General features: G+C 55.1%; 19 protein-coding genes. 14 read left to right on the forward strand and 5 right to left on the reverse strand.

The annotated features are described in order from the left end of the window. The first annotated feature begins 104 nt into the window (after nucleotides 1-104). From G5574_RS19940 to G5574_RS19960, 5 genes are all read left to right on the forward strand, one after another. Nucleotides 105-1,253: an HlyD family secretion protein gene (locus tag G5574_RS19940; protein ID WP_033737680.1), complete on the forward strand. Its 1,149-nt coding sequence runs from the start codon at nucleotides 105-107 to the stop codon at nucleotides 1,251-1,253. Then, the gene (locus G5574_RS19945; RefSeq protein ID WP_033737679.1) at nucleotides 1,250-2,818 is read left to right on the forward strand and encodes a DHA2 family efflux MFS transporter permease subunit; all 1,569 of its coding nucleotides are present in this window, start codon (nucleotides 1,250-1,252) and stop codon (nucleotides 2,816-2,818) included. The genes G5574_RS19940 and G5574_RS19945 overlap by 4 nt, the downstream gene beginning before the upstream one ends. A gap of 1 nt (nucleotide 2,819) precedes the next feature. After that, entirely contained in the window at nucleotides 2,820-4,349 is a 1,530-nt protein-coding gene (locus tag G5574_RS19950; protein ID WP_164483084.1) for an efflux transporter outer membrane subunit, read from the forward strand. A 702-nt stretch (nucleotides 4,350-5,051) separates the two neighbouring features. Then, nucleotides 5,052-5,453 carry an H-NS family histone-like protein gene (locus G5574_RS19955; protein WP_014606234.1) on the forward strand — a complete coding sequence of 134 codons (402 nt, stop codon included), beginning with the start codon at nucleotides 5,052-5,054 and terminating at the stop codon, nucleotides 5,451-5,453. Between the two features lie 321 nt (nucleotides 5,454-5,774). Next, a complete protein-coding gene (locus G5574_RS19960; protein WP_039341417.1) occupies nucleotides 5,775-7,367 on the forward strand; it encodes an ABC-F family ATPase in 1,593 nt (530 codons plus the stop codon). A 93-nt stretch (nucleotides 7,368-7,460) separates the two neighbouring features. Here G5574_RS19960 and moeB read toward each other — a convergent pair whose 3' ends face one another. Together moeB and moeA are read right to left on the reverse strand one after the other, a co-directional pair. After that, nucleotides 7,461-8,228 (reverse strand): molybdopterin-synthase adenylyltransferase MoeB, encoded by a 768-nt coding sequence (gene moeB / locus G5574_RS19965; RefSeq protein ID WP_058707619.1) that lies wholly within the window; start codon nucleotides 8,226-8,228, stop codon nucleotides 7,461-7,463. Continuing rightward, nucleotides 8,229-9,464 (reverse strand): molybdopterin molybdotransferase MoeA, encoded by a 1,236-nt coding sequence (gene moeA / locus G5574_RS19970; protein ID WP_164483085.1) that lies wholly within the window; start codon nucleotides 9,462-9,464, stop codon nucleotides 8,229-8,231. Between the two features lie 218 nt (nucleotides 9,465-9,682). On the opposite strand from moeA, the gene G5574_RS19975 reads away from it, so the two are divergent. The 6 genes from G5574_RS19975 (at nucleotide 9,683) to G5574_RS20000 (ending at nucleotide 16,471) form a co-directional block, all read left to right on the forward strand. After that, complete coding sequence (locus tag G5574_RS19975) at nucleotides 9,683-10,642, forward strand: isoaspartyl peptidase/L-asparaginase family protein (protein ID WP_164483086.1); 960 nt, start codon at nucleotides 9,683-9,685, stop codon at nucleotides 10,640-10,642. Continuing rightward, complete coding sequence (locus G5574_RS19980) at nucleotides 10,605-12,494, forward strand: dipeptide ABC transporter ATP-binding protein (RefSeq protein ID WP_164483087.1); 1,890 nt, start codon at nucleotides 10,605-10,607, stop codon at nucleotides 12,492-12,494. The genes G5574_RS19975 and G5574_RS19980 overlap by 38 nt, the downstream gene beginning before the upstream one ends. 54 nt (nucleotides 12,495-12,548) lie before the next feature. Further along, nucleotides 12,549-14,084, forward strand: coding sequence for a glutathione ABC transporter substrate-binding protein GsiB (gene gsiB / locus G5574_RS19985; protein WP_164483088.1), 1,536 nt, complete (start codon nucleotides 12,549-12,551; stop codon nucleotides 14,082-14,084). A gap of 109 nt (nucleotides 14,085-14,193) precedes the next feature. Beyond that, nucleotides 14,194-15,120, forward strand: coding sequence for a glutathione ABC transporter permease GsiC (gene gsiC / locus G5574_RS19990; protein WP_058701044.1), 927 nt, complete (start codon nucleotides 14,194-14,196; stop codon nucleotides 15,118-15,120). Continuing rightward, nucleotides 15,120-16,025 carry a glutathione ABC transporter permease GsiD gene (gene gsiD, locus G5574_RS19995; protein ID WP_039341402.1) on the forward strand — a complete coding sequence of 302 codons (906 nt, stop codon included), beginning with the start codon at nucleotides 15,120-15,122 and terminating at the stop codon, nucleotides 16,023-16,025. Before gsiC ends, gsiD begins: the two co-directional genes overlap by 1 nt. Continuing rightward, complete coding sequence (locus G5574_RS20000) at nucleotides 16,022-16,471, forward strand: DUF4385 domain-containing protein (RefSeq protein WP_033737673.1); 450 nt, start codon at nucleotides 16,022-16,024, stop codon at nucleotides 16,469-16,471. The genes gsiD and G5574_RS20000 overlap by 4 nt, the downstream gene beginning before the upstream one ends. Here G5574_RS20000 and rimO read toward each other — a convergent pair. Then, on the reverse strand, nucleotides 16,468-17,796 hold the full coding sequence (rimO, locus tag G5574_RS20005; RefSeq protein ID WP_039341398.1) for a 30S ribosomal protein S12 methylthiotransferase RimO: 1,329 nt from the start codon (nucleotides 17,794-17,796) through the stop codon (nucleotides 16,468-16,470). The two genes, G5574_RS20000 and rimO, sit on opposite strands and share 4 nt — an antisense overlap. Nucleotides 17,797-18,171: 375 nt before the next feature. Between rimO and G5574_RS20010 the strand changes: the two genes are divergently transcribed. After that, the gene (locus G5574_RS20010; RefSeq protein WP_033737671.1) at nucleotides 18,172-18,807 is read left to right on the forward strand and encodes a carbonic anhydrase; all 636 of its coding nucleotides are present in this window, start codon (nucleotides 18,172-18,174) and stop codon (nucleotides 18,805-18,807) included. A gap of 159 nt (nucleotides 18,808-18,966) precedes the next feature. Next, nucleotides 18,967-20,103 carry a PQQ-dependent sugar dehydrogenase gene (locus G5574_RS20015; protein ID WP_164483089.1) on the forward strand — a complete coding sequence of 379 codons (1,137 nt, stop codon included), beginning with the start codon at nucleotides 18,967-18,969 and terminating at the stop codon, nucleotides 20,101-20,103. Nucleotide 20,104: 1 nt separating this feature from the next. Here the strand turns inward: G5574_RS20015 and G5574_RS20020 are convergent, their stop codons facing one another. Further along, entirely contained in the window at nucleotides 20,105-20,761 is a 657-nt protein-coding gene (locus tag G5574_RS20020) for an HAD family hydrolase (protein ID WP_039341391.1), read from the reverse strand. A 273-nt stretch (nucleotides 20,762-21,034) separates the two neighbouring features. Here G5574_RS20020 and G5574_RS20025 point away from each other — a divergent pair, with 273 nt between their 5' ends. Continuing rightward, a complete protein-coding gene (locus tag G5574_RS20025) occupies nucleotides 21,035-22,237 on the forward strand; it encodes a serine hydrolase (protein WP_164483090.1) in 1,203 nt (400 codons plus the stop codon). A 91-nt stretch (nucleotides 22,238-22,328) separates the two neighbouring features. Here the strand turns inward: G5574_RS20025 and ybjG are convergent, their stop codons facing one another. Next, a complete protein-coding gene (gene ybjG, locus G5574_RS20030) occupies nucleotides 22,329-22,934 on the reverse strand; it encodes an undecaprenyl-diphosphate phosphatase (RefSeq protein ID WP_033737669.1) in 606 nt (201 codons plus the stop codon). Nucleotides 22,935-23,205: the final 271 nt, after the last annotated feature.

Raw genomic sequence — 23,205 nt, forward strand, 5'->3', positions numbered from 1 at the left:
TTCTCAAGTTAAGTAAAGTTGTACTGGATTTTGTCAGTTTTCGATCTAATGTTTAGTTGACTTTCTACGCCCAGGACTGAGGGCCTTAGCCAGCGACGGACACTATGAGCGAGAACAACAACAACCGCGACCCACATCAGAAAGACACAGAAAACGCGCCCGATAAAAACAGCCCAGAACACGATAGCCAAAGCGATAACGACGAGAAACCGCGTAAGCGTCCCGGCAAAAAGCCGTTAATTATTTTGGCGGTCGTCGTCGTGGTGATGTTGATCGTGGCGTTCTTCTTCTGGTTTACCACCCGTAATGAAGAAACGACTGACGATGCGTTTACCGAAGGCAACGCAGTGACTATCGCAGCGAAAGCCTCGGGTTACGTCGTAAAATTGCTGGTGAAAGACAACCAGCGCGTGAAGAAGGGCGATCTGCTGGTGGAAATCGATCCCAGCGATAACGAAGCCCAGCGCGCGCAGGCAAAAGCACAGCTTGGCCTGGCCATGGCACAGTTGCACCAGGCTCAGGCGCAACTGGCACTGTCGCGCGTTCAGTACCCGGCGCAACGCGACCAGGCGCTGGCCGATCAGGCCAAAGCCGAGGCCAACTACCTGAATGCGCAGGCGGATTACCGTCGTCAGCGCGGCGTCGATCCCCGCGCCACCAGTCAACGCAACATTGATTCAGCCTCGGCGCAGTTACGCTCCGCGCAGGCACAACTGCAAAGCGCCAAAGCTCAGGTGGAAGTCGCCTCGCAGGTGGCCCTGCAAATCCGTCAGCAGGAAACCAATGTTGAAGCGCGTCAGGAACAGGTCGAGCAGGCAAAAGCCCAACTGAATGTGGCCGAGCTGAATCTGTCTTACACTCAGGTTCGTGCTCCTTACGACGGGTTTGTGACTAAGCGAAATGTCCAGTTGGGAACGTTGGTTCAGGCGGGCAGCGCCTTGTTCTCACTGGTTTCCCCGGATATCTGGATCACCGCCAACTTTAAAGAGTCACAGCTGGAGCGAATGAATCCCGGCGACAAGGTAACCATCAGCGTGGATGCCTGGCCTGACATGAAACTTGAAGGCCACGTCGACAGCATCCAGATGGGCACCGGTTCGCGCTTTTCGACCTTCCCGGCGGAGAATGCCACGGGCAACTACGTGAAAATCGTTCAGCGCGTGCCGGTCAAGATTGTGATTGATAAAGGACTGGATCCTAACCGTCCACTGCCACTGGGCTTATCGGTTGAACCGAAGGTAACCGTGGAATGAGTGAATCGCAGAGCTGGAAACCCGCCAGTAATCCGTGGCTCGTGGCCATTACGGTAACGCTGGCGGTATTTATGGAAATCCTGGATACCACCATCGTGAACGTGGCCCTGCCACATATCGCCGGTTCGCTCTCATCCAGTTACGATGAATCCACCTGGGTGCTAACCTCGTACCTCGTGGCGAACGGCATTGTGCTGCCCATCTCTGCCTTCTTCAGTCGTTTATTTGGCCGTAAACAGTTTTTCTTAATCTGTATCGTCATGTTCACGATCTGCTCATTCCTGTGTGGTATTGCCACCGAACTCTGGCAGATCATTCTGTTCCGCGTCCTGCAAGGGTTTTTCGGCGGTGGCCTGCAGCCTGTGCAGCAGTCGGTGCTGCTCGACTACTTTAAACCTGAGGATCGGGGCAAAGCGTTTGGCCTTTCCTCGATTGCGATTATCGTGGCGCCTGTTATCGGCCCGACGCTGGGCGGCTGGATTACGGATAACTACAGCTGGCGCTGGGTGTTCTTTATCAATATCCCGGTCGGTATCCTGACGATCATGGCCATTTTGCCGCTGCTGGAAGATCCGCCATGGGAGCGCAAGTGGGCCAAGGGCAAACTGAAAATTGACTACATCGGTATCGGTTTAATTACGCTGGGCCTGGGCTGCCTGCAGGTGATGCTGGATCGGGGTGAAGATGAGGACTGGTTTGCGTCGCACTTTATTGTGTTATTCGCGGTACTGGCGCTGGTCGGCATTGTCGGAGCCGTCTACTGGCTAATGTATGCCCGCAAACCGGTGGTCGACATTCTGGTAATGAAAGACCGTAACTTCTGGGTTGCGGGCCTGCTCATGGCCGGGATGGCGATGATTCTGTATGGTAGTTCCGTCGTGCTGCCTCAACTGGCCCAGCAGGATCTGGGTTATACGGCGACCTGGTCAGGGCTGGTGCTTTCACCCGGAGCCGTGCTGATTGTGCTGACGATTCCGCTGGTGCTTAAGCTGATGCCGGTCGTGCAAACCCGCTATATCATCGCATTTGGTTTTAGCTGCCTGGCCCTGGCGTTTTTCTACTCGTCCACGTTAACGCCCAATGTCGATTTCTCCACGCTGGTCATGATGCGCAGTGCGCAGTCTATTGGCCTGGGCTTCCTGTTTGTGCCGCTGACCACCATTGCCTTCATTACCATCCCACAACGCCTGAACGCGGATGCATCAGCATTATTTACGATGTTCCGTAACGTTGCGGGTTCGATTGGCATCTCGTTATCCACGGCGGCAATTACGGAGCGGGAGCAGGCGCGTTCGGCCCACATGGTGCACAACATGACGCCGTTAAATGAACAATTTAACATTACCGTTCAGCACTGGGCGCAGGCGATTCGCGACTTTACGTCGGCGGTGGGCGATCCCGTGACGCTGGCAACCGGCCAGCTCTATAAAGAGATGATTGTCCAGTCACGCATTCTGGCTTATATCGACGTCTTTTCAGGCTTAAGTATTGTCGCCCTGATTTTGATTCCATTTTGTTGGCTGCTGTCGCCCGTCAAAAGCGAAGGCAGTGCAGGAGCACACTGACATGAAGGTTATGACTACGTATCGCCTGAATCCCTTTACCTTGTTGCTGACGTTATCGCTGGCAGGTTGCAGCGTGGGCCCGGACTACCAGGCGCCAAAACCTCAGCTGCCGGGCAGCTACCACGCGCTGGATTCTCAGGAGCGCTCGAAACCGCAGACGTCGGCAGTGGATACGCGCTGGTGGCGTAACTTCAACGATCCCCAACTGGACAGCCTGATTGCCCGCGCAATCGCGGGTAATCTGTCGTTGCAGCAGACCGTCCTGCGCATTGCGGGCGCGCGCGAGCAGTTATCTCAGTCGCAGGGCGGCTTGTTTCCCAGCCTGAACGGTTCGGCAAAAGTCACGCGTCAGCAACTGGGGCTGGAAGGTTTGCTGAAAGCGAATGGGGTCAATGACCAGGTAGACAGCACTGTCGCCAGCCAGTTGAACGGGCTGACGCAGCCCGTCACCTTATATCAGGGCAGCTTCGATGCCAGTTGGGAACTGGATCTGTGGGGCAAGGTACGACGTCAGATCGAATCAGCCAATGCACAGCAACAGGCGGCCATTGAGCAACGTAACGATGCGCTGGTGTCGCTGGAAGCGGAAGTTGTCCGTGCCTGGTTACAACTGCGTGGGGCGCAGGCAACCGTCAACACGCTGCAACAGCAAATCGCGGTGGCGGATCAGACCTGGCAACTGACACAAAGCCAGCAGCGCAATGGCCTGGCGCCGTTAACCGATGTGGAAAATGCCCGGGCACAGTTGAGCAGTTTACAGGCGCAGCTACCGCAGTATCAGGCGCAAACGCGTCAGGCGATGAACGGTCTGGCTGTGCTTATCGGTAAAACCCCCGGCGCGCTGGATGCAGAACTGCAGACGCCGAAAGCGCTGCCAGCCTTGCCGAATGCGGTCGCGGTCGGCATTCCCTCAACCTTAGCGCGTCGACGCCCGGATATTCGCCAGGCAGAGGCGAAACTCCATGCGCAAACCGCCGGGATCGGCGTTTCTGTCGCACAGCTGTTCCCCAGCCTCTCTCTTACCGGACAGTTGGGCGTGCGCAATACCGATGCCAGTTATCTGGACGACTGGAGCAGCCACTTCTATAGCGTGGGGCCTTCGCTGTCGATTCCTCTTTTTCAGGGGGGCCGGCTGGTTTCCAGCGTGAAGCTTGCACGTGCTCAGCAGGCCAGCGCGGCGCTGGATTATCGCCAGACGGTGCTGACGGCTTTGCAGGATGTCGAAAACGCCCTTGTGAGTTACCGGGCCGATCAGCAGCGCGTCACGGCGCTGGACGAAACGACCGGTGCACTGCAACGGACCTTTGATTTGGCGAGCGACAGCTATCGCCAGGGATTATCGACCTTCCTTGAGGTGCTAGATGCGCAGCGCCAGCTCGCCCAGGCCGAGGAGCAGGCAACACAGGCGCGCATGCAAAGCGGGCTGGATCTCGTGGCGCTCTACAAAGCGCTGGGCGGCGGCTGGGAAACCTATCAAAACGTTCAGCTCCCTCAGTATGACGTGTTTGGACCTGCGACCCAGGTAAATTAATCCTTCAGGCCGTGGCCTTTCGGCAGACCACGGCCTGTTATCAGACAGTGTAATACCTGCGCTTTATTATTTATCTGTTATATCGTTCAGTAAACTCATTTAATCACCCTTAAAGCTGGTGGTTTAAAAGGGTTGCTGGCTATTTAGCCGGCGCACTTACTGTGAAGCATAAATTGTCTGTAAATGTATTCAACCTTATAACGGCTGTGAAACGCCGTCGCCTTGCCTGTGCCGATGCAGCATTTTTGTCGGGGAGTGAAGGGGGACAAAGGCAATATCCCCACATTTTATTCGCCATAAAGCCGATATTATTGTGGCGAAGCGCGATAAACCTCGTACCCGACGTCAGCTATTTTGTTCACAGACCGCGTGTTCCGGGCGGAGAACGTCTGAGTCAGGACAGGCAAATTAATCCAAATTCTTCACCGGTGTTAAAAAATATTCAGCGTTAAAATTTAAAAGCGCATAGCGAATTCATACAGTAAGTGTAATCAATGAAATCGTTTACATTGTGCAAGGATAGCAGGCATTTAGTGTTAATTTGAGGTTAATTATCTCTCCACATAAGCATTCTGAATACTTCACTGACATTTAAAAAACCTATCGGAATTATCTGTAGTAATAAATTAATTTATTTTTTTATTTGAATTAGGTAATCTTGACGCTACAGTTTAATTAAACCCCTTAATCAAGGATATTGTGATGAGTGACGCATTTAAAGTTCTAAACAACATTCGCACATTACGTGCCCAGGCTCGTGAACTGCCACTGAGCGATCTGGAAGAAATTCTTGAGAAATTGACCGTTGTAGTAACGGAACGTCGTGAAGAAGCGCACGCTGAAGAACAACAGAATCGTGAAAAAGAAGAGAAGTTATCGAAATATCGCGAAATGCTGTTGGCTGATGGCATCGATCCTAATGAATTATTAGGTGCGCTGGAGCAGGGTAAAAAACGCACTAAGCGTGCGCCACGTCCGGCTAAATATTCTTACACCGACGAAAATGGCGAGAAAAAATCATGGACCGGCCAGGGCCGCACGCCAGCAGCAATTAAAAAAGCGCTGGACGAAGGTAAAAGCCTGGACAGCTTCCTGATCGATTAATCGACACAATCCTTGTAAGTGGTAGCCGGCGACATTTATGTCGCCGGCTTTTTTTATTTAAAAAACCCTGCTCTTTGCTTTATTACTCTCGCTGTCATGCACCCGGTGTGGCGTGCGCAGGTAGGGCTTCCCCTCTGCGCAGCGTCCGGTACGTTTAGCCAGCGGCTGGGTTAAGCGGCAAACGTACGGGCAGTGAAAATAAAAAGTCATGCGTTTTCAACAGACACTCATGCAAGGGTAGCCGGAGACTGGCGTGCGCTACGTCACATCTGGCATAATAGCCGCCGTTTTCCATCCACTCTCTTCACTAAGGTCAATGCCGTGTTAGTTAGCAGCAATATCACCATGCAGTTTGGCAGCAAGCCACTGTTCGAAAATATCTCCGTTAAATTTGGCGGGGGTAATCGGTACGGTTTAATCGGTGCGAACGGCAGCGGAAAATCCACCTTCATGAAGATTTTGGGTGGCGATTTGGTGCCGTCGGGCGGCAATGTTTCCTACGATCCCAATGAACGTATTGGTAAATTACGCCAGGACCAGTTCGCCTTTGAACAATATAGTGTGATTGATACGGTAATCATGGGGCACCATGAATTATGGGAAGTGAAACAGGAACGTGACCGTATTTATTCCCTGCCCGAAATGAGCGAAGAGGAAGGCTACAAAGTCGCAGACCTGGAAGTACAGTATGGCGAAATGGATGGTTACAGCGCGGAATCGCGCGCCGGTGAATTATTACTTGGCGTGGGCATCCCGGTTGAACAGCATTACGGGCCGATGAGCGAAATTGCGCCAGGCTTTAAATTACGCGTTCTTTTAGCCCAGGCCTTGTTTTCTAATCCGGATATTTTGCTGCTGGACGAACCGACCAACAACCTGGATATCGATACCATCCGTTGGCTGGAGCAGGTGTTAAACGAACGCGACAGCACCATGATTATCATTTCGCACGACCGTCACTTCCTCAATATGGTCTGCACGCACATGGCCGATCTGGACTATGGCGAGCTGCGCGTTTATTCCGGTAATTATGATGAATATATGACCGCGGCCACCCAGGCGCGTGAACGTCTGTTAGCGGATAACGCCAAGAAAAAAGCGCAAATTGCCGATCTGCAGTCGTTTGTCAGCCGCTTTAGTGCCAACGCTTCTAAATCGCGTCAGGCCACCTCGCGCGCTAAACAAATGGATAAAATAAAACTGGAAGAAGTGAAAGCCTCCAGCCGTCAGAATCCATATATCCGTTTTGAACAGGATAAGAAACTGTTCCGTAATGCGCTGGAAGTGGAAGGCCTGACGAAAGGCTTTGATAACGGTCCTCTGTTCAAAAATCTTAATCTGCTGCTGGAAGTCGGTGAAAAACTGGCGATATTAGGGGCTAACGGTATCGGTAAATCCACGCTGTTAAAAACCCTGGTCGGCGAACTGACGCCAGAAAGCGGCAGCGTTAAATGGTCCGAGAATGCCAAAATTGGCTATTACGCGCAGGACCACGCAGACGATTTTGCTGACGATCTGACGGTTTTTGACTGGATGAGTCAGTGGAAGCAGCCGGGCGATGATGAGCAGGCCGTACGCGGTATTCTTGGCCGCCTGTTGTTTTCTCAGGACGACATTAAAAAGCCCGCCAAGGTGCTGTCGGGTGGTGAGAAAGGGCGCATGCTGTTCGGCAAGCTGATGATGCAGAAGCCTAACATTCTGATTATGGATGAACCCACCAACCACCTGGATATGGAATCCATCGAGTCATTAAACATGGCGCTGGAAATGTATGAAGGCACGCTGATTTTCGTTTCCCATGACCGTGAATTCGTCAGCTCACTAGCGACGCGTGTAATGGAAATCAAGGCGGATCGCATCGTCGATTTCACCGGGAATTACGAAGACTACCTGCGCAGTCAGGGCATCGTTTAAGGCCTGCGGGGTAGCGCTGGCTACCCCATTTTCTTTCGTGCATTGCCCCGCCTTTTGTAATCGCTCACGCTCAGCGTTCAATCAGACCGGCTTTTAGCCTGTGCACTCAGAATGGCCACAGACTTCACAATTCGGATCCTGTGCGACATGCATCGTGCGAAACTCTGCGCGCATGGCATCATACATGAGCAAACGTGAGCGCGCGGGCGTGCCAAACCGGGTCAGCAGCTTTATTGCTTCCATCGCCTGCATGGCACCGACAACGCCCACCAGCGGCGCCATTACACCGGCTTCCACGCAACTGAGCACCTGAGCGCCAAACAAACGGCTGATACAGCGGTAGCAGGGCGCACCAGGCTGCCAGTCAAACACACTCAACTGACCTTCCATGCGAATCGCCGCGCCCGAAACCAGAGGCACCTTCAGTTCATAACAAAGCCGGTTAAGCTGTTCACGCACGCTGACATTATCCGTGCAGTCGACCACGACCTGCTGCCTGGCGATGATCGCCCGCAGCGCGTTATCGTCCAACTGGCCGTGGACAGGATATAACTGACAGTGGGGATTGATCTCCGCCAGGCGTGCCCGGGCGGATTCGACCTTGGCCCGACCAATATCCGCATCATGATGCAGAATCTGTCGCTGCAGGTTTGAGAGCGAAACCGTATCAAAATCCAGCAGAGACAGGTGACCGACGCCCGCTGCCGCCAGATAAGGTGCGGCTGCACAGCCTAAACCGCCCAGGCCCACGACCAACACATGGCTGGCCTTCAGGGCTTCCTGTCCGTCAAAGTCAAACCCCCGCAGGACAATTTGCCGGTTATAGCGCAGCATTTCCTCGTGGCTGAGTTCGGGCAGCATTTATCCCTCCAGCAGGGCGTTGAAGGGCTCAACATCTACCCATTCTCCCGCCTCGACATAGCCGCGCTCACGCTCCAGTACGATAAAGCAGTTAGCCTGTGAAAACGAGCTGTACACATGCGAACCCTGGGCACCCGTGCTGACGACTTCTGTTTCACCCTCAGCATTTCGCCGCAGCACACCGCGCTGAAAATCCAGACGGCCCGGCGATTTTTTCAGTGCGCTTGCTGTACGCACGCGCTGACGTGGCGGTAAAGCCGAAGCTGACTGTCCGGTCAGACGGGCCAGCAGGGGCTGCACCAGTTGATAAAAGGTCACGACGGCCGAGACCGGATTGCCGGGCAGGCCGCAGAACCAGCTGTTTGCCAGGCGGCCAAAGGCGAAAGGTTTGCCCGGTTTAATGGCCAGCTTCCAGAAGCGAATACTGCCCAGTTCCTCCAGCATCGCCTTAGTAAAGTCGGCTTCACCGACAGAGACACCGCCGGTGCTGATGACCACATCGGCCTGGCGATCGGCGTTCATAAAGGCAGCCCGCAGGACGACCGGATCGTCGCGAACAATGCCAAGATCGATTACCTCGCAGCCCAGCTTATGCAGCATGAGGGAGATGGCAAACCGGTTGGTGTCATAGATTTGCCCGTCAGACAGCGGCTGGCCCACGGGTTGCAGCTCATCCCCGGTGGAGAAAATTGCCACGCGCAGTTTGCGCAGCACCTTCACCGTGGCGATGCCTAATGAGGCCAGCAACGGCAGTTCCGCAGCACCCAGGCGCACGCCAGGCGCAAGGACCTGATGGCCTGCCCGGATATCATCGCCGATCAGGCGGATGTTTTGTCCGGCTTTTACGGGCGCATCAATAACAATCTGTTCGCTCTGCAGATGGGTTTGCTCCTGCATGACAACGGCATCACAGCCGTCCGGTACCGGCGCGCCCGTCATGATTCTGATGACGCTGCCCGAAGGCCAGTCACCCGAAAACGGCGCACCGGCAAAGGCTTTACCGGCAACCGTTAAGGGCTGACCCTCTTGCACATCAGCAAGCCTGACGGCATAACCGTCCATGGCTGAGTTGTTAAAAGGCGGTACATCAATGGGGGAGGTCACGCTGCAGGCGGTGATGCGCCCGGCCGCGTCGGTCAGGGGCACATCCAGGGATTCGGTGATGGGCGTCAGTTGCGCCAGCATCTTCTGTTGCGCGTCTTCAAGGGAAATCAGTCCGGCAGTAAAGCTTTCCATTATTGTCTCAGTCTGTCTGTTGCAATTGCTGACTATTATGGTGGCTTTTATCCTCAGAGTCACATCGGTATAAGCCACAACGAAAGGTTATTAGCGCGGGACCAGTTTCCGCTTTACAAGCTATGGCGGGCTTTCTATATTCAAAAATACGCTAACAAGACGTAAAACCATTCAAAATCAGTGTTTTTCCTTCTGATGCAACCACAGGGTAACGCAGTATGGCTAAAGCAGTGATCGCCATTCATGGCGGCGCAGGCGCAATTACGCGTGCTGCCATGAGCGCAGAGAAAGAACAGGCTTATCGTCAGGCGCTTCACGATATTGTGACACATGGCCAAACCCTGCTGGCGCAGGGCGCATCCGCGCTGGATGTGGTGACTGAAGCGGTGCGCAGGCTGGAAGAGTGCCCGCTGTTTAATGCGGGTAAAGGTGCTGTGTTTACCCATCAGGGCACGCATGAGCTGGATGCCAGCATCATGGATGGCAGAACGCTGCAGGCTGGGGCAGTGGCGGGCGTCTCCCGGCTGCGCAACCCGGTACTGGCAGCGCGTGCGCTGTTAGACCACAGCCCGCATGTCCTGTTGATTGGGGAAGGGGCCGAAGCCTTTGCGTTTGCGCAGGGGCTTGAGCAGGTTGAACCGGATTTCTTTTCCACGCCTGAACGCCTGGAGCAACTGCAACGGGCGCTGCGCAGCGATGCCGCTGTGCTTGACCACGATGGCGCCGCCCAGGGCGGCGATCCTCTTGACCCGGATCATAAGTTTGGCACGGTCGGTGCCGTGGCGCTGGATTTGGCGGGAAACCTGGCGGCGGCGACGTCGACCGGCGGCATGACCAATAAACAGCAGGGGCGCGTAGGCGACTCACCGTTGCCTGGTGCAGGCTGCTATGCCAGTAACGACAGCGCGGCGGTGTCCTGCACCGGCACTGGCGAAGTGTTTATCCGCACCCTGGCGGCCTACGATGTGGCGGCACAAATGCGTTACGCCGGGCGGACATTACAACAGGCCAGCGTCAATGTGATTCATGACAGCGTGCTGGAGCTGGGCGGCAGCGGTGGGCTGATTGCGGTTGATCGGGGGGGCAATGTGGCACTGCCGTTCAACAGCGAAGGCATGTACCGGGCTGTTGCCCGGGTGGATGACGTCGCAGAGGTCGCAATTTACCGTGAAAGCTAACAGCCAGCCTGACAGGCTCCCTCTGTCCCCCGAACAGGTGTTGGCGGTGCGCGACCTGAACGTACGTTTTCACCATGACGGCCAGGTGACCGAAGCCGTGCGTCATCTTTCACTTGATGTGTTTCGCGGCGAAACGCTGGCTTTAGTGGGCGAGTCCGGCTCGGGCAAATCCGTCACCTCACTGGCGATCATGCGCCTGTTGGCGCAGGACAGCGCAGAGGTCAGTGGCGAGATACGGCTGCGTCGACGCAGTGGTGAGGCACTGGATCTGATGCGGATGCCGCGCGGTCAGATGCGCAGGGTGCGCGGCGCGGATATGGCTATGATTTTCCAGGAACCGATGACCTCGCTGAATCCGGTGTTTACGGTAGGCGATCAGATCGCAGAATCCATTCGACTGCATCAGGGTAAAAGCCAGTCCGAAGCCCTGACGGAAGCGCGTCGTATGCTGGATCGGGTACGCATTCCTGACGCACAAAGTATGCTGCGCCGTTATCCTCACCAGCTTTCCGGCGGTATGCGGCAGCGCGTGATGATTGCGATGGCTCTGTCGTGTAAGCCTGCGCTGCTGATTGCCGACGAGCCGACCACTGCCCTGGACGTGACGATTCAGGCCCAGATCCTGCAACTGATCCGCGAGCTGCAGAAAGAGATGCAGATGGGCGTGATTTTTATCACTCACGATATGGGCGTGGTGGCGGAAATGGCGGACCGCGTCCAGGTGATGTATCGCGGTGAGGTGCTGGAAAACGCCCCTACCGCCGAGCTGTTCAGCGCACCGCAGCAGCCTTACACCCGGGCGTTGCTGGCCGCTGTCCCGACCCTGGGTGCGATGCAGGACCAGCCGCTGCCCGCGAAATTTCCTCTCCTGCTCAACGATGCGGCACCCGACGTACCGCAAAACACCGTACGTCACGATCGCCCGCCCATCCTGCAGGTGCGCAATCTGGTCACGCGCTTCGATATTCGCTCAGGATTACTGAATCGCGTAACGAGCCGGGTGCACGCGGTCGAGAACATCAGCTTTGATCTGTATGCAGGCGAAACGCTGGCGCTGGTGGGGGAATCCGGGTGCGGTAAATCGACCACCGGACGTTCACTGCTAAAACTGGTCGCCAGTCAGGGAGGCAGCATTACCTTTGACGGGCAGCGTATTAACGATCTTTCTGGAGCGGCGCTGGCACATCTGCGGCGCGATATTCAGTTTATCTTCCAGGACCCTTATGCATCGCTCGATCCGCGCCTGACGGTGGGATTTTCGATTATGGAGCCGCTGCTGGTTCACAAGGTGATGCCACGACGCGAAGCGGAACAGCGCGTGGCCTGGTTACTGGAAAAGGTTGGCTTACTGCCGGAACACGCAAAGCGTTATCCGCATGAGTTTTCGGGTGGCCAGCGTCAGCGTATCTGCATCGCGCGGGCACTGGCGCTGAACCCCAAAGTGGTTATTGCCGATGAGTCGGTGTCCGCGCTTGATGTCTCCATTCAGGCACAAATCATCAACCTGATGCTCGACCTTCAGCGTGAATTTGGTATCGCCTTTTTGTTTATTTCCCATGATATGGCGGTGGTTGAGCGCATCAGCCACCGCGTAGCGGTGATGTATCTTGGACAGATTGTGGAAATCGGCCCACGTCAGTCGGTATTCGGGCAGCCACATCATCCGTATACCCAAAAATTAATGGCCGCCGTGCCGGTTGCCGACCCGACACGTCGGCAACGCGAGCGCAGTCTGCTGGTCGATGAGATCCCCAGCCCGATTCGTGCACTGGGCGATGAACCCGAACGGGTTTCGCTGATGGAAGTGGCCCCCGGTCATTTTGTGGCTCGCTCTGCCACCAGCGCGATCTGAAATAATACGCTATCGCCACGGCGATAAATCAGACAGGGATTACAGGAGAAAACAATGCAGATAACGATGCGTAGAAGCTTACTGGCAGCAGGGATATTAAGTAGCGTCATGACGCTGCCCGCCTGGGCCGCGGGTGATGCGGTGATCGCCGTCGCCTCTAATTTCACCACGCTTGATCCCTATGACGCTAACGACACCTTGTCCCAGGCGGTCGCGAAATCATTTTATCAGGGGCTGTTTGGCTTTGATAAAGATATGAAACTGACCAATGTGCTGGCGGACAGTTACACGGTGAGCGGCGATGGCCTGACCTATACCATCAAGCTGCACTCAGGCGTGAAGTTTCAGGATGGCACCGACTTTAATGCCGAGGCGGTCAAGGTCAACCTGGATCGGGCCAGTAATCCCGACAGCCATCTCAAACGTTATAACCTGTTTAAATACATCGCCAGCACGGAAGCGGTCGATCCCACGACGGTGAAAATTACGCTGAAGCAGCCGTTCTCGGCCTTTATTAATATTCTGGCGCACCCTGCGGCGGTGATGATTTCCCCTGCCGCCCTGAAAAAATACGGTAAGGACATCGGTTTTCATCCGGTGGGCACCGGGCCGTTCGAATTTGTGACCTGGAATCAGACCGATTTTGTGAAGGTGAAGAAATGGGACGGCTACTGGAAAAAAGGCTATCCCAAACTCGACAGCATTACGTGGCGCCCGGTCGTGGATAACAATACGCGTGCGGCCATGCTGCAGACAGGTGAAGCGAACTTTGCCTTCCCGGTGCCTTATGAGCAGGCCAAATTGCTGGAGAAGGACAGCAAGCTGGACGTGGTGGTATCGCCCTCCATCATGCAGCGCTACATCAGCCTGAATGTGACACAAAAACCGTTTGATAATCCGAAAGTGCGTGAGGCGCTGGAGTACGCGATCAACCGCCAGGCACTGGTTAAAGTTGCGTTCGCCGGTTATGCCACACCTGCCACCGGCATAGTGCCTCCCTCTATTGCCTATGCGCAAACGTATCCGCCCATTCCTTACGATCCCGCTAAAGCAAAAGCGTTGCTGAAAGAAGCGGGTTATCCGAACGGTTTCGACACCACGCTCTGGTCGTCGCATAACCACAGCACGGCACAGAAAGTGTTGCAGTTTGTTCAGCAGCAACTGGCACAGGTCGGCGTGAAGGTGAAAGTGACCGCGATGGATGCGGGACAGCGCGCAGCGGAAGTGGAAGGCAAGGGCCAGAAAGAGAGCGGCGTGCGCATGTTCTACACTGGCTGGTCAGCCTCAACGGGGGAAGCCGACTGGGCGCTGACGCCGCTGTTCGCAACCGCAGCCTGGCCACCGGCGATCTTCAACACGGCGTTTTACAGCAATCCGAAGGTGGATAAAGACCTGGCCGACGCGCTGAAAACGACCGATCAGGCGGAAAAAGCCAAACTGTATAAAGATGCGCAGGACACCATCTGGAACGATCATCCGTGGATCCCGCTGGTGGTGGAGCAACTGGTGTCCGCACACAGCAAAAACCTGAGCGGTTTTTACATGATGCCGGACACGTCATTCAGTTTTGATGACGCCGAGATGAAGTAAGTCGCCGGACCTGTTCTGTCCTGAACAGGATGTGTGATGCCCGGTGCCTCGTCAGCAATGAGGCACCGGGCAGGTCAGCTGCGCTGCTGACTGTTGTGTGGGATGTCACATGGTTAACTATTTTCTTAAACGCCTGCTGGGCCTGATTCCCACGCTGTTTATCGTGGCAGTGCTGGTGTTTCTGTTTGTCCATCTGCTGCCGGGCGATCCGGCGCGGCTGATTGCCGGACAGGAAGCCGATGCGTCTGTGGTGGCATTGGTCCGTCAGGAGCTGGGCCTGGATAAACCGCTGCCGGTGCAGTTCGTGCACTTTATCGTCAATGCGCTGCAGGGGGATTTTGGTCAGTCGCTGGTTTCCCGGCGTCCGGTTTCGGCGGAAATCGCTACGCGTTTTATGCCAACCCTGTGGCTGACGCTCACCAGCATGGTGTGGGCGGTGATCCTGGGCATGGCGATCGGCATTGTTTCGGCCGTATGGCGCAATCGCTGGCCGGATCGCCTCGGCATGACGCTCGCGGTTTCGGGTATCTCTTTTCCGGCTTTTGCCCTGGGCATGTTACTGATGGACGTGTTTTCCGTCCAGTTGGGCTGGTTGCCTACGGTGGGCGCAGACAGCTGGCAGCACTATATTTTGCCCTCTCTCACGCTGGGCGCGGCGGTAGCGGCTGTGATGGCCCGTTTCACCCGGGCATCCTTTGTGGAGGTGATGCAGGAAGATTACATGCGCACCGCGCGTGCCAAAGGCGTCAGTGAGTACCGCGTGGTGATTAAGCACGGTCTGCGGAATGCCATGATACCGGTGGTCACCATGATGGGCCTGCAGTTTGGTTTCCTGCTGGGTGGCTCGATTGTGGTTGAGGTCGTGTTCAACTGGCCGGGGCTGGGACGCCTGCTGGTGGATTCGGTACAGATGCGTGACTATCCGGTGATTCAGGCAGAGGTATTGCTGTTTTCGCTGGAGTTTATTTTGATCAATCTGATTGTCGATATGCTGTATGCCGTCATTAACCCGGCGATTCGCTTTAAGGACACCTGATGAAAAACTGGCGACGGGAAGCGGCACTCAAACACATGCCACTGCTGGACAGCAACCGGGTAAGAACGCCCTGGCGGGAATTCTGGCGACGCTTTCGTCGTCAGCCGGTCGCTCTGCTGGCGGGCCTGTTTGTCCTGGTGCTGATCGTACTGGCGTTTACGGCACCGTATGTTGCGCCATTCGATGCAGAAAATTACTTTGATTACGACCGACTCAACGACGGCCCCTCACTGGTGCACTGGTTTGGCGTGGATTCACTGGGACGCGATATCTTTAGCCGCGTGCTGGTGGGAACCCGAATTTCGCTTCTCGCCGGCTTCGTTTCCGTCGCGATAGGGGCGATAGTGGGGACGCTGGCAGGACTGCTGGCGGGCTACTATGAAGGCTGGTGGGACAGGATCACCATGCGCATCTGCGACGTGCTGTTTGCGTTTCCCGGCATTTTGCTGGCGATTGCCGTCGTGGCCATCATGGGCAGTGGCATCAGTAACGTCATTATCGCCGTGGCGATATTCAGTATTCCCGCCTTTGCCCGCCTGGTGCGCGGCAATACGCTGGTACTGAAACGGCAAACCTACATCGAGTCAGCCCGCAGTATCGGAGCGTCAGACTGGACGATCATGATACGTCACCTGCTGCCCGGCACGGTATCCTCCATTGTGGTGTACTTCACCATGCGCATCGGGACCTCGATTATCACCGCCGCAAGCCTGTCATTTCTGGGGCTGGGCGCGCAGCCACCGACGCCAGAGTGGGGCGCGATGCTCAACGAAGCGCGCGCGGATATGGTTATCGCGCCGCACGTGGCGATTTTTCCGGCACTGGCTATTTTTTTCACGGTTTTAGCCTTTAATTTGCTTGGCGACGGGCTTCGTGACGCACTTGATCCTAAACTGAAGACATGAAACCTTTTGACTATGAACAAGACTTCAGCACCATCGACTTCCGCAAACATCCTGAACGTTATCAGGTCGGGCGCGGTGAGCAGGGCGTGCTGATGGTCCAGCCCTATAAAGGCGAAATCCTGCCGCACTGGCGTTTTCGTACCGTTGAGGTTGCGAAAGCCTCGGCAGAAGAAATCATGCGGCTGTTCGAAGCCTATCGCCAGCAGGATGACTTTGTGGGCATGGACATGGCGCGCAAATTTATTCAAATGGGCTACACCCGCGCGCGCCGCTACAGCAATCATAAGGGCGGACGAAAATACGATGCGGAGGGCAAGGAGTTGCCCCGGGGCAGGGACGAAGAAAAGGCCGCTGCGGCGGCCATTTTCAAAGCGTACTGGGATAAGCTACGGGCAGATGACGACTATCTGGCGCGCAAAAAAGCGCACCAGCAGAAGTATGGTTAGACGCGGCTCGCCCACAAATCGTATTCGTCAGCATGTTCCACTTTGACTCGCAGAACATCGCCCGGCTTAACGTTGCTCTCGCCATTCAGATAAACGGCACCATCGATCTCTGGCGCGTCAGCCATGCTGCGACCAATCGCGCCTTCTTCATCGACTTCATCGATGATGACCATAATTTCACGGCCGATTTTTTCCTGCAGGCGCTCGGCAGAGATCTGCTGCTGCAACTGCATAAAGCGGTCATAACGTTCCTGTTTCACTGCGTCATCGACCGGATCGGGTAACTGGTTTGCCGTTGCGCCTTCAACCGGGCTGTACTGGAAGCAACCCACACGATCCAGACGCGCTTCTTTAATAAAGTCGAGCAGCATCTGGAAGTCTTCTTCGGTTTCGCCGGGGAAGCCTACAATAAACGTTGAGCGCAGCGTCAGCGTCGGGCAGATCTCACGCCAGCGCTTAATGCGCTCCAGCGTGCGTTCCACGGCACCCGGACGCTTCATCAGCTTCAGAATGCGTGGGCTGGCGTGCTGAAGCGGGATATCCAGATACGGCAGAATCTTGCCTTCTGCCATCAGTGGAATCACGTCGTCCACGTGAGGATAAGGATAAACATAATGCAGGCGAACCCACACGCCGAGTTTCGCTAACTGCTCGCACAGGCTCACCATGCTGGTTTTCACCGGCGCGCCGTTCCAGAACCCTGTGCGGTGTTTCACGTCCACGCCGTAAGCCGAGGTATCCTGCGAAATGACCAGCAACTCTTTCACGCCCGCTTCAACCAGTCGTTTTGCTTCGTCCAGCACTTCGCCAATGGCACGACTGTCGAGATCGCCGCGCATAGACGGGATGATACAGAAGGTGCAGCGATGGTTGCAGCCTTCAGAAATTTTCAGGTAAGCGTAATGACGCGGCGTCAGCTTCACGCCCTGTTGCGGCACCAGGCTCAGGAACGGATTATGTTGGGGCTTCGGCACGTAGCGGTGCACGTGCGACAGCACTTGTTCATAGCTGTGCGGACCGGTGATTTCCAGTACCTTCGGGTGCACTTCGCGAATCTGGTCGACTTTCGCTCCCAGGCAGCCGGTCACAATCACCTTGCCGTTTTCGTTCAGGGCTTCACCGATCGCTTCCAGCGATTCCTGGACGGCGCTGTCGATGAATCCGCAGGTGTTGACGATAACGATTTCCGCATCGTCATAGCGTGGGACCACCTCATAGCCCTCGGTGCGCAGTTCCGTCAGAATGCGCTCAGAGTCGACAAGGTTTTTGGGGCAGCCAAGCGAGACAAATCCCACGCGCGGCGGCAGTGTAGTAGTAGTGGACATAAGGTGGTTTCCGGTTCAGCACAGCAATGGCGCGCGATTTTACCTGTGTTGCGATGAAAATTGTAGCGTTATCTGACCTCAGGCATAACAGTGTAAAGTCACGCAAAAAACCGTAAAGGGTTCCCGAGAGTGACAGGCGTTTAAGCCGATGATCGGAAAGGAAGAAAACCGCAGTAACCCGCCGTTTTGCAAAAGGATTTCTAATAAATAGCTAAAAATTAATTCGTTAATTTTCTTATCAACGCAGGTGATAACGCCATTTGACGGTCATATTGTTGGTTGATATTTGCTTGTTTTCATTAATAATGATTCGCTTAACAAGTGCTGAGAGCCTGGCCTTTCAGACAATGACGTGGATAATGTGAGAGCAAAATAATGAAAGAGATCATTAACGGGTTTCTGAGTTTTCAGCAGACTGTCTTTCCTGAAAGAGAGGCGCTGTTCAAAAGTCTGGCCTCAAATCAGAACCCGAAAGCCCTGTTTATCTCTTGCTCAGACAGCCGTCTGGTGCCGGAGCTGGTCACGCAGCAGGAACCCGGGCAGCTATTCGTTATCCGTAATGCGGGCAACATTGTGCCGTCTTTTGGGCCGGAGCCGGGTGGCGTGTCAGCCACCATTGAGTATGCGGTGATGGTGCTGGGCGTTTCTGACATCATCATCTGTGGCCACTCTAACTGCGGTGCGATGAACGCGATTTCGTCCTGTGCCTGCATGGACAGCATGCCAGCCGTCGAGCACTGGCTGCGCTTTGCCGATGCGGCCAAAGCGGTGGTGGAGCAGCGTGACTATGAATCACCCGAGAAAAAGCTCAACGCTATGGTGCAGGAGAACGTGATTGCGCAGCTAAACAACATGAAAACCCATCCTTCGGTGTCGGTAGGGTTACGTCAGGGCAAGCTGCGTCTGCATGGCTGGGTTTACGACATTGAGTCGGGCACCATTCTGGCGCTCACGCCCGGCGGTAAAGAGTTCATCTCGCTGGCGGATAATCCCGAGACCTTTTTCGAGTAAGTTCCGTTTGCCCGCGCCGTTCAGGTCGCGGGCCCCTTATCGCCTGTTTTTTCATCCCGTCTTTATCACGCCCACGCTGTTTAATCTTTTGTAAATCCTCAACATCATGCCGGACAGGCTGACTACGCTTAAACACACTGCCTCTGTCTGGAGAATGCTATGACCCGTGTTTCCACCCTACTGTTACTGAATGGCGCGTTACTCGTTTCCAGCCCGTTATGGGCGGATGATCTGACGGTGAAGGTGCTTCAGGATAAGCTGGACCATCCCTGGTCGGTGGCCTTTTTACCGGATAACCAGACGTTACTCATCACTGAACGCGCCGGCCAGTTGCGTAGCTGGCGACCTGATACCGGTTTATCTGAGCCGATTAAGGGCGTGCCCGCGGTGTGGGCGCAGCGACAGAGCGGCCTGCTGGATGTGGTGCTGGCCCCGGATTTTGCCCAGAGCCGTCGGGTGTGGCTCAGCTATACCAAAGCGGACAGCGACGGCAAGACGGGGGCCGTCGTGGGTTATGGCACACTCAGCGACGATCATCGCCAGCTGACCGATTTTCGTGAAGTCATCAGCCAAACGCTCCGGCTCTCAAGCGGCAACAATATTGGAACCCGGCTGGCCTTTGACCGTCAGGGGTTTGTGTGGATTGCCTTCGGGGATAATTTTGTCAGCAGCGCCGCCCAGGATCTCGACAAGCTCCAGGGAAAACTGCTGCGCCTGAACGGCGACGGTAGCGTTCCCAAGGATAATCCTTTCGTGGGCAGGCAGGGTGCCCGGCCTGAAATCTGGGCCTACGGTTTACGTAACCCACAAGGCCTGGCGCTTAATCCCTGGACACAGGTCATGTGGGAAAGTGAGCACGGCCCACGCGGTGGCGATGAGGTCAACGTGATCGAAAAAGGGAAAAATTATGGTTGGCCGCTGGCGACCTACGGCATTGATTACAACGGCAGCAAGGTTCCTGAATCGAAAGGCACGCACGTGGCGGGCACGGAACAGCCGGTATTTTACTGGAAAGTTTCACCAGCGCTAAGCGGCATGGCCTTTTATAACAGTGCCCGTTTCCCCCAGTGGAAAAACTCGCTCTTTATCGGGGCGCTGAAAGAGAAGCAACTGATTCGACTGCGTGTCAATGGTGAAAAAGTCGTTGAGGCGCAACGCCTGCTGGGTGAGCGAAACGAACGCATTCGTGATGTCCGCCAGGGGCCGGATGGGTATCTGTATGTGTTGACGGATGAAGCTAACGGCAAGCTCCTGAAGGTAGAGCTGGCGCAGGACGCCAGCGCCTCCCGCGGTTAACTTAACGCGCCCAGTGGTAAACCGGCCAGCCGCGTTTTTCGGCTTCCTGGCGTAACGGTTCCGCAGGGTTAATCACGTGAGCATAATCGGCCTGCACCAGCATCGGCAGGTCGTTCAGAGAATCACTGTAAGCCCAGGTATGTGAGTAGTGTTCATCCGGCCGCTGGGCTTTCCATTCTTCCACCCGCGTCACTTTGCCCTGCTGAAAGGTCATCGTTCCGTAGGTGTTGCCGCTGTAGCGCTCATCCACCACTTCCACACCGATGGCGAGGGCACCGCAGGCCCCTAACTGGCGGGCAATCGGCGTCACCAGATGTTCACCGCTGGCGGAGATAACAATGATTCTGTCGCCACGTGACTGATGCCATTTGAGACGTTCCCGGGCTTCAGGATAGACGCGCGGCATAATGTCGCGATGAATAAAGCGGCGGATCCAGCCCTCAACCGTCAGGGTCGCCATGCCGCTTAACGGGGACAGCGTTTTATGCATATAGTCTTCAATGGACAGCGTCCCGGCGTAATACTGGCGCATGAGCGCCTGCTCTTCCTCAATCAGCTCACTGGACGCAAAGCCTTGTGAAACCAGCCAGCGCAGCCACAGGCCGGTGCTGTCTTCACTAATCAGCGTTTCATCCAGATCAAACAGTGCCAGGTCCATACGGGTTCTCCTCGAGTGAATAGCGTCAGGTTAACCCAGTTTTGTGACGGCCTTAACTTTCTGATGAAAATTTCGGAATTTAACGCATTTTTATGGACGACACTGTTGCCGGAAAATGGCACGCGCGCGGCGGTCATGCCAGGGTTAATCTACTAAAATCTATAAAACTTTACGATTAAGCGGTTTTTTTCAGTCACGCCAGCGGGTAGCGTTCTGACAGAGGGTTTCACGCCTTTGACTTTCCGTTTTAACAAGGACAATCCGGTCAAGCTCATGACAAAAACTAGCTTCTCATCTCACCTGCGGCGCGTCGCTGCCACCTCTTTGCTACTGATTGCACCGATGACTGTATTGGCAGTACAGGCACCGGATGCTCCTCAAATTGATGCCAAAGCCTGGATCTTAATCGACTATGCCAGCGGCAAGGTCCTGACCGAGTCCAATGCGGACCAGCGGCTTGATCCAGCCAGCCTGACCAAAATGATGACCAGCTATGTGGTTGGGCAGGCAATTAAAGCCGGCAAAATTAAGCCAGATGACATGGTGACCGTAGGACAGGATGCCTGGGCGACCGGCAACCCCAAACTGCGCGGATCGTCGCTGATGTTTCTTAAACCGGGCGATCGTATTCCGGTGCATGAGCTGAATAAAGGCATTGTGATCCAGTCAGGCAATGATGCCTGTATCGCGCTGGCCGACTATGTGGCAGGCAGTCAGGACGCGTTTATCGGGCTGATGAATAACTACGTTAAAGCGCTGGGGCTGACCAATACACATTTCATGACGGTACACGGTCTGGATGCGGAAGGGCAGTACAGCACCGCACGGGATATGGCGCTGCTTGGTCAGGCGTTGATCCGCGATGTGCCGGAAGAGTACGCACTGAATAAAGAGAAAGAGTTCACCTTCAATCATATTCGCCAGATGAACCGCAACCGTCTGCTCTGGAGCACCAACCTTCACGTTGACGGCATCAAGACGGGCCATACGTCAGGCGCAGGTAATAATCTGGTCGCCTCGGCAACCGAGGGCGATATGCGACTGATTTCGGTGGTGCTGGGCACCGCCAGCGATGCCATTCGCTTCCGTGAAAGCGAAAAGCTACTGACCTGGGGTTTCCGCTTCTTTGAAACGGTTACGCCATTAAAAGCGGGTGCCCCGTTCGCCCAGCAGCGCGTCTGGTTTGGTGATCAGAGTCAGGTCAGTCTGGGCGTGGCGAAAGATGCCGCGCTGACCATTCCAAAAGGTCAGATGAAAAACCTGAAAGCCAGCTATACGCTGTCATCGCGCCAGTTAGAAGCGCCGCTGAAGAAAAATCAGGTCGTCGGCACCATTAATTTCCAGCTGGATGGCAAAACCATTGAACAACGGCCACTGGTCGTGCTGCAGGATGTGCCGGAGGGCGGCTTCTTCAGCCGGATGATTGATTTTGTGATGATGAAGTTCAACGGCTGGTTCGGGAAGTGGTTCAGCTAACAATCAGGGACGCGAGGGCGTCCCTTTTTTACGGCAGGCGGCCCGTTTGGCCCTGAAATCCACGTACGTTTGCGCCGACATCAGCAAAAGATTAACTCTGCGTCCAGCCTTTACGAATCGGTAGCGCAAACAGCAGTCGGTAAGCGGGGTTAAGAACATTCAACAGGCGTTCACCATAAAGCTGCCAGGCAAGATGCGACGCCAGACAACCCAGCATACCTACCAGCAAGCCGCCCAGCATATCCATTGGCCAGTGCACGCCCAAATAAATACGTGACCAGGCGATTGCGGTACCTACGACCATCAGGATGACGCCTGACCAGAGGCGGTGCCAGAAGAGAAAGGCCAGCGCAAAAGTAAAAATGGTGGTGCCATGATCGCTCGGATACGAGTCGTCAGGTGCGTGATGAAGAAACTGATAACCGAAACCAATGGCGAAAGGCCGCGGATGCGGTAACAGTTGACCAACGCACCAGGATATCGCCAGTGCGTAAAGCAGCGCGATGCCGGTTTTCAGCACCAGCACACGCTGTGACGCAACCTGATCGCGCGGGCCCCATAACCACAACGCCACAATCAAAAGTGGCACGATGGCAATGACGTCTCTGGCAATAAACGTGGCAAGCTGTAGTAACCAGTGAGGTGAGTCGGGCGTCGCGTTAATCGCCGTGAACAGGGTACGGTTTAATTCTTCCATTACGTGAACGGTTCCTCGTTTTACTGATGTTCAGATTTTCTCGATCCAAAAAAAGCCTGACAAGCAGGTCAAACCGGATGGAGTCTGTCGCATCTGCCAGCACACATTGCTAACAAATTAAGTCAGCTATCCTGAATCCAGATGCCCGGCGAGTCCATCACAAGGTTCTTAATCTGCACGGAGGTTGCAACGCGGTTTAACTTTTATGACTTTTTTGTGTTAAATAGGACGGGAGAAAAGCAGGCATAAAAAAACCCGCCGGGAAAAAGAC

The sequence above is a fragment of the Pantoea stewartii genome (assembly GCF_011044475.1).
Lineage (GTDB): Bacteria > Pseudomonadota > Gammaproteobacteria > Enterobacterales > Enterobacteriaceae > Pantoea > Pantoea stewartii.

What these genes read in the sequence shown, in the direction of transcription:
- G5574_RS19940 (WP_033737680.1), top strand. Translation starts at nt 105, where the DNA reads ATGAGCGAGAACAACAACAACCGCGACCCACATCAGAAAGACACAGAA.
- G5574_RS19945 (WP_033737679.1), top strand. Translation starts at nt 1,250, where the DNA reads ATGAGTGAATCGCAGAGCTGGAAACCCGCCAGTAATCCGTGGCTCGTG.
- G5574_RS19950 (WP_164483084.1), top strand. Translation starts at nt 2,820, where the DNA reads ATGAAGGTTATGACTACGTATCGCCTGAATCCCTTTACCTTGTTGCTG.
- G5574_RS19955 (WP_014606234.1), top strand. Translation starts at nt 5,052, where the DNA reads ATGAGTGACGCATTTAAAGTTCTAAACAACATTCGCACATTACGTGCC.
- moeB (WP_058707619.1), bottom strand. Translation starts at nt 8,228, where the DNA reads ATGCTGCCCGAACTCAGCCACGAGGAAATGCTGCGCTATAACCGGCAA.
- moeA (WP_164483085.1), bottom strand. Translation starts at nt 9,464, where the DNA reads ATGGAAAGCTTTACTGCCGGACTGATTTCCCTTGAAGACGCGCAACAG.
- G5574_RS19975 (WP_164483086.1), top strand. Translation starts at nt 9,683, where the DNA reads ATGGCTAAAGCAGTGATCGCCATTCATGGCGGCGCAGGCGCAATTACG.
- G5574_RS19980 (WP_164483087.1), top strand. Translation starts at nt 10,605, where the DNA reads ATGACGTCGCAGAGGTCGCAATTTACCGTGAAAGCTAACAGCCAGCCT.
- gsiB (WP_164483088.1), top strand. Translation starts at nt 12,549, where the DNA reads ATGCAGATAACGATGCGTAGAAGCTTACTGGCAGCAGGGATATTAAGT.
- gsiC (WP_058701044.1), top strand. Translation starts at nt 14,194, where the DNA reads ATGGTTAACTATTTTCTTAAACGCCTGCTGGGCCTGATTCCCACGCTG.
- gsiD (WP_039341402.1), top strand. Translation starts at nt 15,120, where the DNA reads ATGAAAAACTGGCGACGGGAAGCGGCACTCAAACACATGCCACTGCTG.
- G5574_RS20000 (WP_033737673.1), top strand. Translation starts at nt 16,022, where the DNA reads ATGAAACCTTTTGACTATGAACAAGACTTCAGCACCATCGACTTCCGC.
- rimO (WP_039341398.1), bottom strand. Translation starts at nt 17,796, where the DNA reads ATGTCCACTACTACTACACTGCCGCCGCGCGTGGGATTTGTCTCGCTT.
- G5574_RS20010 (WP_033737671.1), top strand. Translation starts at nt 18,172, where the DNA reads ATGAAAGAGATCATTAACGGGTTTCTGAGTTTTCAGCAGACTGTCTTT.
- G5574_RS20015 (WP_164483089.1), top strand. Translation starts at nt 18,967, where the DNA reads ATGACCCGTGTTTCCACCCTACTGTTACTGAATGGCGCGTTACTCGTT.
- G5574_RS20020 (WP_039341391.1), bottom strand. Translation starts at nt 20,761, where the DNA reads ATGGACCTGGCACTGTTTGATCTGGATGAAACGCTGATTAGTGAAGAC.
- G5574_RS20025 (WP_164483090.1), top strand. Translation starts at nt 21,035, where the DNA reads ATGACAAAAACTAGCTTCTCATCTCACCTGCGGCGCGTCGCTGCCACC.
- ybjG (WP_033737669.1), bottom strand. Translation starts at nt 22,934, where the DNA reads ATGGAAGAATTAAACCGTACCCTGTTCACGGCGATTAACGCGACGCCC.